Origin of the sequence: Shewanella eurypsychrophilus (genome assembly GCF_007004545.3) — a bacterium.
Classification (GTDB): domain Bacteria; phylum Pseudomonadota; class Gammaproteobacteria; order Enterobacterales; family Shewanellaceae; genus Shewanella; species Shewanella eurypsychrophilus.
Map to the genome: position 1 here is coordinate 4,932,772 of NZ_CP045503.2, position 16,215 is coordinate 4,948,986.

At 45.2% G+C, this 16,215-nt stretch carries 12 protein-coding genes; 6 read left to right on the forward strand and 6 right to left on the reverse strand.

Annotated features, from left to right (window positions below; all coding sequences use genetic code 11):
* Nucleotides 1–66: 66 nt before the first annotated feature.
* Both FM038_RS21085 and FM038_RS21090 read left to right on the forward strand, forming a co-directional pair.
* Nucleotides 67–243: a helix-turn-helix domain-containing protein gene (locus FM038_RS21085; protein ID WP_142871323.1), complete on the forward strand. Its 177-nt coding sequence runs from the start codon at nucleotides 67–69 to the stop codon at nucleotides 241–243.
* Nucleotides 244–501: 258 nt separating this feature from the next.
* Nucleotides 502–2,385, forward strand: coding sequence for a methyl-accepting chemotaxis protein (locus FM038_RS21090; RefSeq protein WP_142871322.1), 1,884 nt, complete (start codon nucleotides 502–504; stop codon nucleotides 2,383–2,385).
* A gap of 91 nt (nucleotides 2,386–2,476) precedes the next feature.
* Here FM038_RS21090 and cydC read toward each other — a convergent pair whose 3' ends face one another.
* The 4 genes from cydC to FM038_RS21110 form a co-directional block, all read right to left on the reverse strand.
* Nucleotides 2,477–4,264: a heme ABC transporter ATP-binding protein/permease CydC gene (gene cydC / locus FM038_RS21095; protein ID WP_142871321.1), complete on the reverse strand. Its 1,788-nt coding sequence runs from the start codon at nucleotides 4,262–4,264 to the stop codon at nucleotides 2,477–2,479.
* On the reverse strand, nucleotides 4,261–6,066 hold the full coding sequence (gene cydD, locus FM038_RS21100; RefSeq protein ID WP_142871320.1) for a heme ABC transporter permease/ATP-binding protein CydD: 1,806 nt from the start codon (nucleotides 6,064–6,066) through the stop codon (nucleotides 4,261–4,263). Before cydD ends, cydC begins: the two co-directional genes overlap by 4 nt.
* Nucleotides 6,067–6,362: 296 nt before the next feature.
* Nucleotides 6,363–6,716, reverse strand: a complete 354-nt coding sequence (locus tag FM038_RS21105) for a DUF3622 domain-containing protein (RefSeq protein ID WP_142871319.1) — start codon at nucleotides 6,714–6,716, stop codon at nucleotides 6,363–6,365.
* A gap of 78 nt (nucleotides 6,717–6,794) precedes the next feature.
* Nucleotides 6,795–7,004 carry a DUF3565 domain-containing protein gene (locus FM038_RS21110; RefSeq protein WP_142871318.1) on the reverse strand — a complete coding sequence of 70 codons (210 nt, stop codon included), beginning with the start codon at nucleotides 7,002–7,004 and terminating at the stop codon, nucleotides 6,795–6,797.
* Between the two features lie 536 nt (nucleotides 7,005–7,540).
* Here FM038_RS21110 and FM038_RS21115 point away from each other — a divergent pair.
* Complete coding sequence (locus FM038_RS21115; protein WP_142871317.1) at nucleotides 7,541–9,508, forward strand: metallophosphoesterase family protein; 1,968 nt, start codon at nucleotides 7,541–7,543, stop codon at nucleotides 9,506–9,508.
* A 65-nt stretch (nucleotides 9,509–9,573) separates the two neighbouring features.
* On the opposite strand, the gene FM038_RS21120 is transcribed toward FM038_RS21115, so the two are convergent.
* Nucleotides 9,574–10,122 carry a 3-hydroxyanthranilate 3,4-dioxygenase gene (locus FM038_RS21120; protein WP_142871316.1) on the reverse strand — a complete coding sequence of 183 codons (549 nt, stop codon included), beginning with the start codon at nucleotides 10,120–10,122 and terminating at the stop codon, nucleotides 9,574–9,576.
* A 391-nt stretch (nucleotides 10,123–10,513) separates the two neighbouring features.
* On the opposite strand from FM038_RS21120, the gene FM038_RS21125 reads away from it, so the two are divergent.
* Complete coding sequence (locus tag FM038_RS21125) at nucleotides 10,514–11,968, forward strand: DEAD/DEAH box helicase (RefSeq protein WP_142871315.1); 1,455 nt, start codon at nucleotides 10,514–10,516, stop codon at nucleotides 11,966–11,968.
* A gap of 53 nt (nucleotides 11,969–12,021) precedes the next feature.
* Here the strand turns inward: FM038_RS21125 and FM038_RS21130 are convergent, their stop codons facing one another.
* Nucleotides 12,022–13,404, reverse strand: coding sequence for a Na+/H+ antiporter NhaC family protein (locus FM038_RS21130; RefSeq protein ID WP_142871314.1), 1,383 nt, complete (start codon nucleotides 13,402–13,404; stop codon nucleotides 12,022–12,024).
* 400 nt (nucleotides 13,405–13,804) lie between these two features.
* On the opposite strand from FM038_RS21130, the gene FM038_RS21135 reads away from it, so the two are divergent.
* Nucleotides 13,805–14,254, forward strand: coding sequence for a GFA family protein (locus FM038_RS21135; protein ID WP_223292937.1), 450 nt, complete (start codon nucleotides 13,805–13,807; stop codon nucleotides 14,252–14,254).
* A 193-nt stretch (nucleotides 14,255–14,447) separates the two neighbouring features.
* Nucleotides 14,448–16,136, forward strand: a complete 1,689-nt coding sequence (locus FM038_RS21140; protein ID WP_142871313.1) for an amidohydrolase — start codon at nucleotides 14,448–14,450, stop codon at nucleotides 16,134–16,136.
* Nucleotides 16,137–16,215: the final 79 nt, after the last annotated feature.

The window sequence follows — 16,215 nt, forward strand, 5'->3', positions numbered from 1 at the left end:
TTTTTAATGTCGGCTCTTTTAAATATGTCTATACTTTGGTTATTCCAATCCATTAAAGGAGCCCGTATGAGTGACAAATTGTTAGACCTTGATGAAGTCAGTAAAATATTAGGTAAACCAGAAGCCACGATTAAACGTTACGCCAGAGAAAATTTACTCACTAATGTTGGCGAAGATGATGAGTTCAAATTTAAAGAAGATGAAGTTAATCGCTACCTAGAGTTTGCAAAACGTTTGGGATAATTACCATTCAAAACACAGCGAGTTCAAAATAAATTTCGTATGAGAGAGTTCGCTGTGAACTTCTCCCCCCTCCTCCACTTTCATGCCCCTTCTTACTAAGTTTTCTATCCTAGACACCTGTAACCCAGTATAATTAGCCGCCAAATATATAGCATGATGTTGATAATCAAGGATATTGCAACATATAGATTCACTGACGAATGCATGCGAATAACATAAACAACTTTTTAACTACAATTCATTCGAAAGTGATACCAGATGACCCTAACAATCAAACGAAAAATTCAGATAGCTATTTTAGTTATCTGTGCTGCGATCAGTATTATCCAAGCCAGCATTTCTATCTCGCAACTTCAAAATGAAACCACCAAGGCTATTTCAGCCAGCATCAACGAGAGCAGAAAGTCCACCAGCGACTTCATCAGTGGATGGCTCAAAACTCGTCAACAGATATTGCTCGCTAATGAGCCATTAATCAGACAAACAGCCGATGTTGAAAGAGAGATGTTAGTCACCTTACATGCCGGTGGGTTTATGTCTGTCTATGCCGGACTCGATTCTGGGGAAGTCATTTACGGTAATCAGGAGGAAGTCTGGCCTGACGATTACGATCCTAGGAGTCGTAACTGGTATCAACAGGCTCAAGGCTCACATCAAACTATCATCACTGAGCCTTATGTCGATTTCGATGGCAGCACAGTAGTCACCTTAGCCAAAGCGTTTAACGGTAGCTTGCGTGGAGTTATTGCAGCAGATTTGACTGTCGATCATATCGCCGAGCATGTGGAACAATTACAGTTCCCCAACCAAGGTTTTGCCTTTCTGCTCGATGAAAATAATAAGGTACTCGCTTACCATGACACTTCAAAGCTACAGCAGACGGCAAATCAAATAGATCCCAGCCTCACCGATAATATGATTGGTCAGCTTCGTCAGAATCAGAACCTAGCAAGCATCTCTTGGGGGAGGAGTGGTGAGAATAAGCTAGTACAACTCACTCCCATTGCCGGTACGGGCTGGACTTTAGGCATAGTCGTAGATAAAGCCCTGGCATACGCGTCTGTCGATCAACAAATTCAAAGCATGCTAGTCGCCATTTTTGTCCTATTTGTGCTCATATTTACCTTAGCAACCTTAGCTATAAATCGTATGCTTGTCCCCCTGTATAAATTAACTGAAGCAGTTGAAGCACTCTCACAAGGTAACGGCGATCTGACCCATAGATTCGAGGTTAAGCAACTCGATGAAATAGGCCAGTTATCTAAGCATATGAATGAGTTTTTGCAAACTTTGCAGACCATGATGACAGAGATAACCTCTGATGCGTCTATGCTTATCACGCAAGTAAAAACCTCATCGTCACTGGCAAATCAAGCCAGTAAAGGCGTGTCTGCGCAGCATCAAGATGTGCATCAAATCGCCACCGCTATCCATGAAATGTCAGCTACAGCTAACGAAGTAGCTAATCATGCCGAGATGACAGCCAACGCCTCACAAGAATCAGCTGCATCATGCCAACATGGAAAAGATATCATCATCCAGAGCAATACCTCTATTGCAGCACTGTCAGAGCAGTTACTTGCAACCTCAGAGGTGGTTAATCAGCTCGAACACAATGCCACAGAGATCAACCTGATTTTATCGACAATTCAATCTATCGCCGAACAAACTAACCTGCTTGCCCTCAATGCTGCCATTGAAGCCGCTCGCGCAGGAGAGCAAGGCCGTGGTTTTGCCGTTGTCGCCGATGAGGTCAGAGTGTTGAGTAGACGCACTCAAGATTCGACCGAAGAGATCCGTGCAATGATCTTAACCCTGCAAAACAATAGTCGCCTCGCGGTGAGTAACATGCAATCGAGCACCGAAATTGCAGTCCAAAGCGTCCAATACTCGGAAGACGCTCAACAGAGCTTAAGCTTGATCACTCGCTCAATCTCCGAGATCTCTGATATGGCGATGCAGATAGCCAGTGCAGCCGAGGAGCAAAGAGCTGTTTCAGAAGATATTAGTAAGAATACCCAAGCCATCAATGATGTTTCCGATGCACTAGCGGGACAGACACAGGAAGTGAGCAACAATGCTGACCAGATGCTGACTATCTCTGAACATCTTAGCCAACGTGTCGGTCAATTTAAGATCTAATACGATTTGATATAACCGTAGATATGAGTAATAAGAAATCCACCTATCAAGGTGGATTTTTTTATCTGCATACCGTCAACTTGAACAAAAGCTAGTTCAACTTATGATTTAGGCTCGCATAGTAATCATCTTGAGCGAGTAGCTCGTCATGACTACCCGATACTCTCAACTGGCCCTCTTCCATCAGGTGGATCATATCCATCTGCGCCATAGCTGTCAGCCTGTGACTTATCATCAAGACACTCTTCTCTTTAGCAAACTCGAACAGCAAGTGAAGGATCTCTCGCTCGGTGCGCTTATCTAAGCCTTCTGTTGGCTCATCAAGTAACAGCACTGGTGCATCTCGAAGTAGAACTCTAGCGACCCCAATACGGCGCTGCTCTCCACCTGACAGCTGTCTGCCCCCCTCTCCTATCCAAGCATCTAGTGGTGATTTACTTTGGATTAATGAACTAAGCCCGACGCGTTGTAGCACATCAATCAGCAGCTTATCGTTTACGTCTTTAGCCAACCTACGCTCGGCCCGTGTTGGCAGTTTAGCAACAGGCTTCTGTGCTAATGATAAGTTGTCTCTTAAAGTACCACTGAACAAGTAAATACGCTGACTAACAAGTGAGATCCCATCCGTTAAGGCTTGCTGACTATATTGGTCAGTCTCGATACCATCAAGTAAAATACGACCAGAGTTAGGCTGCCACTCCCGAGTAATTAATGACAACAAGCTCGACTTGCCACAACCCGTTTGCCCAAGTAAGGCCACCTTCTCACCCGGTTTAATGGATAAGGTTATCCCCTTAAGCACCTTGCTCTTTTCTCGCTCACCTTGCTCGTAGGAGAAGCTAATGTTTTCAAGCAACAGCTCACCTTGAGTCACACGGGCAGTATTTTGATCATTAAAACGGATGCCAGGCTCTTGCTCCACTAACTCATTGACCCTGCCGGCAGCCGAGACACACGCAGAAAGATGTTGAAAAGCGCCCGCTATCGGCATCAACATCTCGATACATGCCAAGGTCATAAACACTATCATAGCCAGCATAGGTCCTGGAGGCAGGTGCTCACCGACGCCGGATGCAGCCATATACAATATAAGTACCACCACAAGCCCATGACATAGAATTAATGCCCCTTGGCTCAAAGCGGTTACGTTTGCCATCGCCCGTTGATTGTCGAGTAAATTAGCTTCTGATTCAGCTAATCGAGCCCTAAAACGTTCATCAGCACCAAATAGCGAAATCTCAGCGAGTCCCTGAATAAACTCAAGCACTTCAATCCGATAAGCCCGCTTGCTTTCAAGTATTCCCACGCCAGGTTTACGGCCAAGGAAGTAGAATATCCAAGGCAATAACAGCCACACTAAGAGCAAGCTACCGCACAGGACTAAAGCTAAATCGGCATCAATCCAAGCCACAAACAAATACAGGCTTCCCAGCATCAACAAAGAAGCAGCCATTGGAGTGAGCAGCCTTAGATAAAGATGATCTAAGGTATCAATATCCGCAACTAGCCTGTTAAGCAAATCGCCTTGCCTAAGTCCCTGCATATTACTGGCACTCAATGGCAGCAGTTTACGCCAAGCCCAGCTGCGAAGCTGCGTCAGCAATTTAAACGTTGCTTCATGGGTAGCTAAACGTTCACCGTATCGGCTGGCCGTTCTGACAATTGACAGAAACCTTACCCCACCAGCTGGGGTAAAGTAGTTAAACATCATCGCTGTTGCCGCAGTTAAACCAGCAACCCCTGCTGCCGATAAGAACCAACCAGACAAAGAGAGTAAGCCTATGCCAGCCATTAACGTCGTAACGCTCAGCACCAAGCCTGTGAACATCATCAGCCACTGATGTTTAAACAGTTTAATAAAAGGCAGTAAGGCTCTCATGAGTGTGCCTCCTTATTGATACCGGTATCGACTTCGCACTCATCTTGTTGCATCAGCTTAAATAGACCAAGCTCTTGATTCAACTCGATGAAGCTGCCTTGCTGAACAATAACGCCTTTATCCAGCACCAAAATACGGTCCATTTGATCAAGCTGATCTAACCTATGGGTCACCATCAGACATGAAGATTGTGACATGGCATCTCGCAGCGCCGCTAACACCGCCTGCTCACTATGACTATCTAAGCTTGCAGTCGGTTCATCTAACACGTACAGGCTAGCATCTTGCCCTAAGGCCCTGGCTAACGCGATACGCTGTGCTTGGCCGACGGAGACGCCAGCCATCTGCTCACCGATGGGATGTAGCAAGCCTAAGGCTTGCTCATTAACAAAATCCAACACCTTAGCCTTAGACAGCAAGGTCTCAACCTCGGCATCACTCATTTCTGGATTAGCCATGGTGACATTATCCCGAACGCTACCGTGAAATAGCTGAGGATCTTGTCCAAGCCAAGCAAGATGTTTACGATATTGAGGCTTATCCAGTTGCTTAAACTCAACACCATTGATTTTTAACGAGCCTAGATACGGAAGAAAGCCAAGTAATGCATTAAGTAGACTGGTTTTACCTGAACCACTTGGCCCTACTAGCGCCATATGTTGGCCCTGCTTGAGATGAAAACTCAACGGGCCCACTAATTCACAGCCGTCATGACTCATCACAATTAAATCGGTAGCGATAACCTCGACACCACTTTGCCAATCTAATTGAGTGTCACCAACTTTGGTTTCACTTGCACTAAGCTGATGCTTATATTCCAACAATGCCATCAGCTCCTCAGCTGCACCTATCGCTTGCGCCTTAGCATGGTAATGTGTGCCCATATCTCTCAAAGGCTGGTAAAACTCAGGGGCGAGCATCAGCACAAACAAGCCGATAAAGAGGCTGATACCTTGGCCATAATCGCCAAAATTAAGATGACCCAGATAGCTAAATCCAAAATAGACCGCCAATACAGCAATCGACAAAGCCGCAAAAAATTCCAATACAGCTGAACTTAGAAAGGCCATTCGCAATACAGACATGGTTCTTTCACGGAACTCTTCTGAGGCTGACTCTATCGCCTTAGCTTCGGCTTCACCGCGATTAAATAGCTTTAACGTGTTTAGCCCTTTTAATCGATCCATAAAATGGCCACTAAGCTTAGCCAAGGCACTGAAGTTTTTCCGGTTCGCATCAGCCGCTCCCATTCCAACTAAGATCATAAACATGGGAATAAGTGGTGCAGTAGCCAACAATACAAAACCAGCGGCCCAGTTTAACGGAAAGACCACCACCAGAATGGTTAATGGAATAAAGCCAGCAAGAATGATTTGTGGCAGATAGCGGGCATAAAAGTCATGCAAATCTTCGACTTGCTCAAGCACAATACTGGCCCAGCTACCCACAGGTTTCCCTTTAACAAAGGCCGGACCTAACTCAGTAAGCTTATCGAGAACCGCGCGGCGGATCTGCACTCTGAGACGCTTACCCGACTCGAAGCTAGTCCGTTCTCGAGCGAAGGCCAACAGGGCACGAATAGGGATCAACGCCAGCAATGAGATAAATTCTTGAGTAAAGTCAGATTTCGGTAACTCTAGGATGATGATGCCATGGAGTATCGTCGACAGCATGTATGCCTGAACCACTAGGGACAGGCCTGTTAACAATCCAAATATCACGGTTAAATTAAGGTAGAAACCACAGGCTTGTTTTTGCAACCTTAACCATGTGATCAATTGTTTCTCTAGCGATTTGTCCATAAAATTCCTGCAAGCTGGAACGTTTGACGTTCATATAAAATGGGACTTGATGCAGTATCGCAGTCATTGGTTGTGGAATAAACTAGCAGGCTTGTAATTGTTAACAGATTCACAAAAATTGCGCTAGATCAAAAAAAGTGGGAACCTTTAGGTCAAATTTATATCACCGAACATTTTCTTAAAGCCACAAAAAAGGCCGGGGAGCATGCTGCTCTACCGACCTTTCGATTATTCATATTATGAAGCTTATGATGGCATCACCATCACTGCATACTATAAATTATTTTTCAGAAGCATTACTTATCAGAAGCGTAGTCATCACTATCTTCGTCAAAAGAATCAGAACCCTCTGACTCACCGTCTGCAACATCACGCGCTTCACGCCACGCATCAGCAGCCTGCTCTTTCGCTGCTGCAGCTTCAGTACGCTCTTCACGTTGCTTGGCTTTGCGCTCATTACGCTCCATCAAGTTGTCGAGGTATGATTTAAGCTCTTTCTCACCCCAAGCCGTAGCTTCAGCTTCGGTAGCAAAACCTGTCTTTCTTTTCGAAACGACGGTTTTTCTTGCTGTTTGGCGGCGAGTGATCTCAGCAGCCCAAACATCTTTGTCTTGTTTGATGCGAAAATCGAACTTCTTAGTTTGTGTCATATTACTTAATTCCTACAGATATAATCTTATCGCCTGGCATTTGAGCACGAGCGTTAAGTCAAAAATTTTCTAGCGATTTTACTCACTCACATCTTTCTCGGTCCCTAAATCACATTTTTTGCAATTCAGTTTATAACCAAGCATAGATGTTCTGCCTTCTACTGTTATCACCCAAGGGCGAACAACCCAAGGCGGCACATGCCTTACGTGTTGATGATGTCCACATTGAAGTATAGCAACCCAATGATTTTCATCATCTTTCAGATAATCAGCTATCGACTGTTTCATAAAACCTAAAGACTAATAGCTAAACAGCCTCAACAGAGATGGGCGTTTAGGGCGCGAGATTAACACGTACAGACTTTAAACAACATAATTAAACGAGCTATCTTTGCGAACAAACAAATATGACCGCCTGCAGCCAAAGCAAATCAGCAAGAATTTAATCCACTAATGAGACACTAGGTTTCAATTGAAAACAAAATCCTCAAAAGTAAAAAAAATTATTTCTCCTTTTTTAATATGGCCTGTTATCAGCATCTCATCATTCATCTCAAAACATCATTTGTATCATTTACTCGCCTCATAGCCAGAAGCAGCAGGATCAATGAATTTATTTACCATTATTTCAAGCGATTAAAAACAGCACTCCAGCCGGTAAAAATCCTCCTCTTGATACAAGTCAATGAGCTTACAAAAAGCAACATTCAGACATAAATAACAACACTTAAAGCTGTCATTTCTTAGCAATAAATCTGTAACTTAAACCCCGAACAATAGCGCAAACAAAAAATCGCTACATACTAATAATATTAAGGTTTACCATGTTTAAACGTACCCTAGTCGCCCTCACTATTGCCGCTACACTCTCAGCGTGTAACTCCAGCTCAGACTCTTCAAACCCACAACCTGAAAAACCAGGCATGCTTAAAGTCGGTATCTTGCCCGATACTCAAGGGGGCGGAGATAATATAGCTCTGCACCCTATGGAAGCCGTTCTAGCTAAGCACCAAGCTGAAGGGGTAAATTTAGTCATTCCGGTTGGCGATCTAACCGATAATGGCTCGACTAAAGAGTGGGCACAGTGGCGATCAATCGCAGAGAAGTATCAAGCAGAAGGCATGGAATTCCTACCCGTTATGGGTAACCACGAAACCAGCCATGCTTATACTGTTGAGTGGATTGAAAACATGCGTCATTACATACCAGAGGACGCAGTTCATATGCCAACTGCCGAATGGCTAAACTACTATGTAATACGTGAAAACGCCCTCGTCATTGGTCTGGCTTATTACAACTTACCTATCGCTTTTGGCTGGATTAAAGATGTTATCGCCGACAATGAGGGTAAGTTTGATCATGTGGTCATTGCCAGCCACGACGGTTTAGTCGGTGCCAAATATGGCCAAACCCGCGAGCAGATAGTGCAAGGCACTAAAGGCGACAACCGCTTATTCGATATTCATAAGGAGATCCGTGAACTCTTCGCCGAGCATGACGTCATCTGGGTACAGGGGCACGAGCATATGTACCAGAGATCTCAAATTCATGCGCGAGTATTAGGCTCAAACGATCCTGGCGGCATGAGTGATGTATTCGCCTCGACGCCCACTGGTGGTAATTACCGTATGCCATCATACACTCAAATTATTGGTGGAAACGCGTCCTACAAGGGCTATGAATACCGCTACGGCGAGCGCGAACTAATTCAAGATGTTATCCAGCATAAGATGGCAACCATGAATAATGGATCTCACTTCTATGATACCAATGCAGGCATATTGACCTTCAATGACCAGCAGGTTGACTACCACGCCTATTTTGCTCCGCACACCATCAAGAATAACGAAGAAGGTGCTAAAGAGTTGGCTAATCCAGCATGGAAGTTAATGGACAGCTTCACACGCACCACTAATCGTTGTGAGTCCCTTATCTATCCCAACTCTATCCCAGAGGGGCAGCGTCCGGTGTTAAATCATATAGTCGAGTACAAGACTAATCATTGTGTCGCCGATGACAGCTCCAAAGTCAGGTTGATTGGTGGCATAAACAATACCTTTAACCGAGTCGATACCACAGAAAGAACCATGGGCTACACCGCAGGTTTAAGTCGCGCCGAGAGCATGAACGATATGCTCAGATTGTCTCAACAGTTTATGTTTACCGAAAACAAGGCCTGGGACCCTAACCTTAACGCAGAAAACCGTGTGATTGCAGGGGAACGTGGTGAAGACGAACACGGCTCAGAGCAAGGCAATGTGGTTATACCGGCAACCACTATCGATATGAAGAAGCATGTAACGCTTAGCTGGTTACCCGCAGATGATGCGACCCAATCAGATATCGCTATTGTCAGCGGTATGGATAACCATACAGGTACCTACCAGAGTGCCTATGGTGCGATTAAGAATCTAAAGGTAGACGAAGGGCTGGATGACTCTCAGCCAGATGGCACCAAGAAACAACCACACAAAGCACTCCCTGCTGGCGCGTCACAAGAGTGGGATATTAACGAGAGTAAGGGCGATAGCTTTGGCTTAGAGTTCACCTCCAATGAGCCCTTAAATAACAGCAGCAGCTTGCTCGCTCATCAGGTTGACGGTCAATGGCAAACATTAGCCACAGCAGAATGTGTTATCGATGCGGCTTGGGATGAAGGCTTTCTTATTAATCCACCAGCGAGGAATCAACTTTGTACCGACCAAGCTCTCGTTGGTTATGACAGCCAGTTTGGTCATAGATGGTGGGTGATTCTAGACTCAGATCGTCAAATTGCGCTTATAGAACAGTAAAAGAATGTAGCGAGTATCTAGTTAAATAGATGCTAGTTACTCGCTCAAATTAGGATTGCGTTATGCTACGCCACCCCACTTTCATCCAGCTTGCCTTTACCAGGGTGAACCTCACCGCACTGCTTACAGGTTCTCGCATCCATATCGGCGTGAAAAACTTCATAAACTGCTGGTAGGTCTTTTACAATTGAGAGGATCTTCGCCTCAATTTGATGCACCATTGAATGACACTTAAGACAATGCCACTGTAACTTATCAAGCTCGCCTTCAGGCCTTGCTGGCTCAACCACTAAGCCAACACTGTCAGGATCCGGACGTTGAGGTGAATGCAAGGTGCCAGCAGGCAACATCAAGACTTCGCCTTCTTTTATGTGTATCTCACACGGCTGACCGTCATCATCAAACGAATTAAGGAAACAATCCCCCTTCAGTTGATAGAAAAACTCCTCTACGGGGTTGCAATGATAGTCCAAACGCTCATTAGGCCCGCCGACCATCATTACCATCATATCTGCATCTTTCCAGATCAACTCGTTGTTCACAGGCGGGCGTTTGAGCATATGTTGATTATCCTTGATCCACTTGTGTAGGTTCAGTGCTTTTGGTAATGCCATCTCGCTCTCCTTCAAGGCTACTGGTCAATGTTCTTTGTTATTATATTTTTGGTTTAAAACCACTATAGGGAGGTTTAGCTAGATAAAACTGACACAGATCAATTTTTAAACGAACCATTTATCGCCAATAAAACGTGATCTATATCACTTTCAATATACCTTTAATCCCGCTAACCAATCCAGTGACACTTTTCGTTAGCCTCAATCGAAAAATACCGATTGAATGACTAAGCACACGGATCGCCGACTACACTTAGCTAAGTGGCTTAATAAGTGCATCCTCATTGCTTAATAAATAGCGCTTTTAGTGGGGATCCTGTAAGCTGCACGCCCGCCAGAGCACCTGGCACCATGAAAGCCGCCGTTTTTAGCCGCGCCAAGAGACCAATCTATGAGTTTTACCTCCCTGGGTTTATCAGCTCCAATTTTAAAAGCCGTAGCCAATAAAGGCTATGAAACACCTTCACCTATTCAAGCTCAAGCAATTCCAGCAGTGCTTGAAGGTAAGGATGTAATGGCGGCAGCCCAGACAGGAACAGGTAAGACAGCAGGATTCACTTTGCCACTTTTAGAGTTATTAACTCGTGGCAATCGCGCTCAAGCAAAGAAAGTGCGCGCCTTAGTCTTAACACCGACTCGTGAACTAGCCGCTCAAGTCGCCGAGAGTGTCGATACCTATGGTAAGTATCTGCCTCTTAAATCTGCAGTCATCTTCGGTGGCGTAGGCATAGGTCCACAGATTTCTAAGCTAAGTAAAGGCGTCGACATTTTAGTTGCCACGCCAGGCCGTTTATTGGACCTATATAACCAAGGTGCGGTGAACTTCAGCCAACTTGAAGTTCTGGTTCTTGATGAAGCCGATCGCATGCTAGATATGGGCTTCATTCATGACATCAAAAAAATTCTTAGAGTATTGCCGGCTAAACGTCAGAACCTAATGTTCTCAGCCACCTTCTCCGACGATATTCGAAAACTGGCTAAAGGCTTAGTAAACAATCCTATCGAGATATCTGTTACACCACGTAACGCCACGGCAAAAAGCGTGGAGCAATATATCTACCCAGTGGATCAAAAGCAGAAAACTGCTGCACTAATACATCTAATTAAGCAAAATGATTGGAAACAGGTCTTAGTCTTTAGCCGCACTAAGCATGGTGCTAATCGCATAGCCAAGAACCTAGAAGCTAAAGATCTTACTGCTGCCGCCATCCATGGCAACAAGAGCCAAGGCGCACGTACCAAAGCGCTGGCTAATTTCAAGAGTGGTGCTGTTCGCGTACTAGTCGCAACCGATATCGCAGCTCGTGGTATCGATATCGACCAACTTCCTAACGTAGTGAACTTCGATCTACCGAATGTGCCGGAGGATTATGTTCATCGTATCGGCCGTACTGGTCGCGCCGGTGCTAATGGTCAAGCCGTCTCACTGGTAAGTGGTGACGAGAGTAAGCTTCTCAGGGACATTGAGCGTTTGATTAAGCAAACTATTCCTCGCAAAGAAGTGGAAGGTTTTGTGCCAACTCAAGTTGTAGCCGAAACTGATTTCAATGAAAGAAAACACGGTCAAAACCGTGGCCCACGCAATGCCAATGGCCGTGGTAATGGCCGTAACGGAAACTCTAACTCGCGTAGTAATGACTCACGCTCTGATTCTCGCAACTCGCGCAGCAGCGAAGGTAAGGTCGAGCATAAAGATGGCCAACGTAGTGGTGAAGCCGCACGCGGTCATAAGCCAACGGATAAAAACTCGAGTCATAGCCGCCGCAGATCGGGTTCTCAGTCACAGAACAGTGCCAGTGTAGGCGCATCAAAGCCTTCATCAAATAGCAGTATTTGGGGTAAGTAATTTAACTGTAACAGTTAAGAAAGGCTCTAGAATCTAGATTCTAGAGCCTTTTTTTATGCCAAAAATAAGAAACCCACAAAGGTAACTGAGGCTGCTATCAAGGCATAAGGTAGCTGAGTCACCGCATGACTCACCAAATTACAACCCGATCCCTGAGCCGCAAGCACTGTCGAGTCAGAATAGAAACACGCCTGACTGCCAAATGATGATGCTGATAATAGCGCGCCAATCACCAATGGAATATTTGCATCTACCGATTGCGCCAATGGCATAACAATCGGGATAGAAACTGCAAAGATCCCCCAACTCGATCCCGTTGCAAAGGCCAATATCGACATACTCAAGAACACTACTGCAGGCAGTAGTTCTGGCGTCATAAATGGGCTTAAGCTGCCAATAACGTACTGAGGCAACATCAATTTGTCACACACATCTTTAAAGATAAATGCCGCAATGACAGTACATATTGCCGGTAACATAGATTTGAAACCATCTATCATCTGCTCCATCATCTCAGACAATGGCATCAACTTTTGCACACCGTAATAAGGCAGAGTAATAGCTAATGTCGCCAATAATCCCTTCAATACATCGATGTCGAAATAGACTGTAAAGCCCACCAATAACAGGATAGGAACAAAGAAGTTATGCAACTTGCCAGAGTCATCGGCATGCTTGAACTCATCTTCAATGGCTTTAACAGCATACTCATCAGATGTTTGCACCTCATCAAGGTCCACCTGCTTAAGCGCGGGCACACCTTGCGCCGCAGCAAGCTGAGCTTTTTTCATCGGTCCAAACGCTGGCACAATTCCCAAAATGACCAAGACCACCATAGCGACGGCTAACCAGGCATAAAGCATGTAAGGAATCGCCTGCATATATACCGCAATACCTTGTCCCTGCTCAGCGACGCCGTTATCCACCAGCAAGCCACCAAAGAATACCGCCCAAGTAGATAATGGCACCAACACACAGATAGGTGCTGCAGTGGAATCAACCACATAGGCTAGCATTTCACGAGACACCCTGAACTTGTCAGTCACACGCTTCATGGTTGAGCCCACCGTTAGCGCATTGAGATAGTCATCAATAAAAATAACCACACCCAATAGAAATGTCATAAACAGTGATGATTTTGGCCCTTTTGCTAACTTAAGCGCATAACGCCCAAACGCCATAGAGCCGCCCGTCTTGACGAGCAAGGCGATCAAGGCACCGAAGCCACCACAGACTAAAATCAGCCAGCCGATAGTTTCATCAGCCATTACCGACAAAGAAATATCGGCAAATTGTGTCAGCACGCTCGCGGGCTCTAATAACAGTAAACCGACTAATGCACCTATGACTAACGAAAGAATAGGACGTCGTAGGACAATGGCTAACACTAAAACCACCGCAGGTGGGATAAGACTTAAAGCTGTCGGATCTGACATGCGTTAATGTCCTTCTAAAATAGTGCCAAAATGGCAAATTAAATTAAAAGACTCAAATTAGACGGGATTCTGTTACCCCTACTCATTGAGCTTATTGCTGCTTTTAGGGTGAGCACGCCACCAGCTGAATAGGGAAGCGCTGGTGTATGGCATGCTCGAGTTGAAAACATCGGGCGCAAAATAATCCCGTTTTACGTTTTAGTCAATAAAAATTATCATTTCAAATCTATAATTTTCATCTAAGTTTAAACATCAAGATTAACATACTGAAAACTCGTTGAATTCCCCCAGAGTTAAGCTCAAGAATGAAAGACCAAGCCGCCACTCCTGCACGCCTATATAAACAACAGTAAATGAGTTAAATTTAAACCAGATATAAACAAGCAGGGACAGCAATAAAATGGCTAACCAGCAAGAAAACGAAGCGCCGAGTAAGAAGGTTAATTTAGCCACTAAAATGGAAGGTGGCTGTTTATGTGGTGCCCTTAAATATCGCGTATCAGCCATGCCTTTCGATGCTGACCACTGCCACTGCCGCATGTGCCAAAGAAGTACTGGTGCAGTAGTCGGTAGCTGGATGGATTTTCTTGCTGAACAAGTAACTTGGCTTTGTGGCAAGCCGACCGAATATGCTTCATCTGACACTACAAGGCGAGGGTTTTGCTCAACCTGTGGATCGAGTATTAGCTTTCGCGATACTGGCTACCCCAAATATTACACATTAGCTATAGCATCTCTAGATGACCCAAATCTTGTATCTGTTAATTATCATATTCATACTGAAAGTCAGCTGAAATGGCTGTGTATCAAGGATGATTTACCAAAGTATTTGGGCTCTCGACAGCAATAGTTAACCGCATCGACAAGAGGTTATTTTCCCTCTTCGCCTGAGCTGTTAGGTGGAAGCAGATATAGCATACTCTTCCTTCCCCCCTTAGTTCATCCTCATACCTCTTAACTCACCCCTTTGCTGCACATTGCTTATTGTTAGTGAGCTGTTAGTATCGATTACAATAAAACAACTAGAATAAGATGCTGATACTATGAAGATTACTACACGTCTCTGGCCACAGAACTTAGCCATTTTATTAAGCTTATCGACCCCTTTAAGTGCTGCAGTGACAGGTGAGTCAACGCAAATCACAGTGATCAACAATTTGAATGGTTACACGGTAAACCAAGGTGAATTAGTTACCTTTACTGCTATCCAGTTTACTGGCAACAAAATAGATAAACTCTTCACGACTCAAGTACCCGAGCAGGTAGCTAAAAAGGCACGAGTTATCGATGCAGATGGTAAAACAATGCTACCAGGGCTAATCGATGCGCATGGTCATGTATTAGGCTGGGGTCTGAACTTGATGCGCACTAATCTTCGTGGCAGTCAATCTGAAGATGAAGCGGTGACTCGTACTGTTAAATTTCGCAAACTCAACCCTAAACTCAACTGGGTCCAGGGACGTGGATGGAATCAGGTGCTATGGCCAGAACAGACCTTTCCGACAGCTGCTGCATTAGATAAGCATTTTCCTGATACTCCCGTTTGGCTTAGACGTGTCGATGGTCACGCTGGCTGGGCCAACAGTGCGGCAATGAAACTGGCAGGCATAGATCGAGATACTAAATCCCCCAAGGGCGGTGAGATCATTCGCACCAAAGCAGGTATGCCAAGTGGCGTGTTTATCGACAACGCTATGTCACTTATTAGCAAAGCGATTCCAGACTTGAGTGTGGCAGAACAAGAGACGGTACTTAAAGCGGCGATGACAGACTTAGCCAGACTTGGTCTTACTAGCGTGCACGATGCAGGTGTCAGCAGCAATACCATTGCCGCCTATAAAAACTTAGCCAATAAAGACGAGATGCCAATCAGAGTCTATGGCATGGTTGCCGCAGGAGATCCTAACTTTGCCAGCATCATGGCCAGAGGCCCTTATCACCACGACTCAGGCATGCTGGATTTTAGCAGCGTAAAGATCTCATCAGATGGCGCGCTGGGCAGTCGCGGCGCAGCACTTATCGAGGACTACTCAGATCTTCACGGCCACAAAGGATTATTGCTTCATAGCGATAAGCAGCTTAAAAGCTACATGCTCACAGCCATGAAAGCCGGATTTCAGGTCAATACTCACGCCATTGGCGACCATGCTAACAAACTCGTATTAGACTCATATGAAGCGTTAATTAAGCAAACAGGCACCAAAGCGTTAAGACATAGAGTCGAGCATGCACAGATATTGCGTCTTGTCGATATTCCACGTTTCGCCGAACTCGGCGTTGTGGCATCGATGCAAGCGACTCATGCCACCAGCGATAAGAATATGGCAGAGGACAGAGTCGGCTCGAACCGTATTAAAGGTGCTTATGCCTGGCACAAGCTGCTGAAAGCCAATGCTGTGATTGCCGCAGGCTCAGACTTCCCGGTGGAATCTGCTAACCCCTTCTTTGGTTTGCATGCCTCAGTGACTCGCCAAGATCATCACAACCAACCAGCCCAAGGCTGGTATCCCGATGAGAAGATGACCATGACACAAGCACTTAACAGCTTCACTGTTGCGGCGGCTTATTCGGCTCACCAGGAAAACACTATCGGCCAGCTAGCCCCGGGCATGAATGCTGACTTTATTCTTATCGACCATGACTTGGTAAAAGACAACCCACAGACAATATGGCAAACCCGAGTATTAGAGACTTGGATTAACGGCACTAAAGTCTTTGATATAGAGCCATAACCAACGCTATCACCTTGCTCTATAATTATTCTCAGTTCATCGAATTAAATGTTCAATTATCAGGTCTTATTGCTGTGCC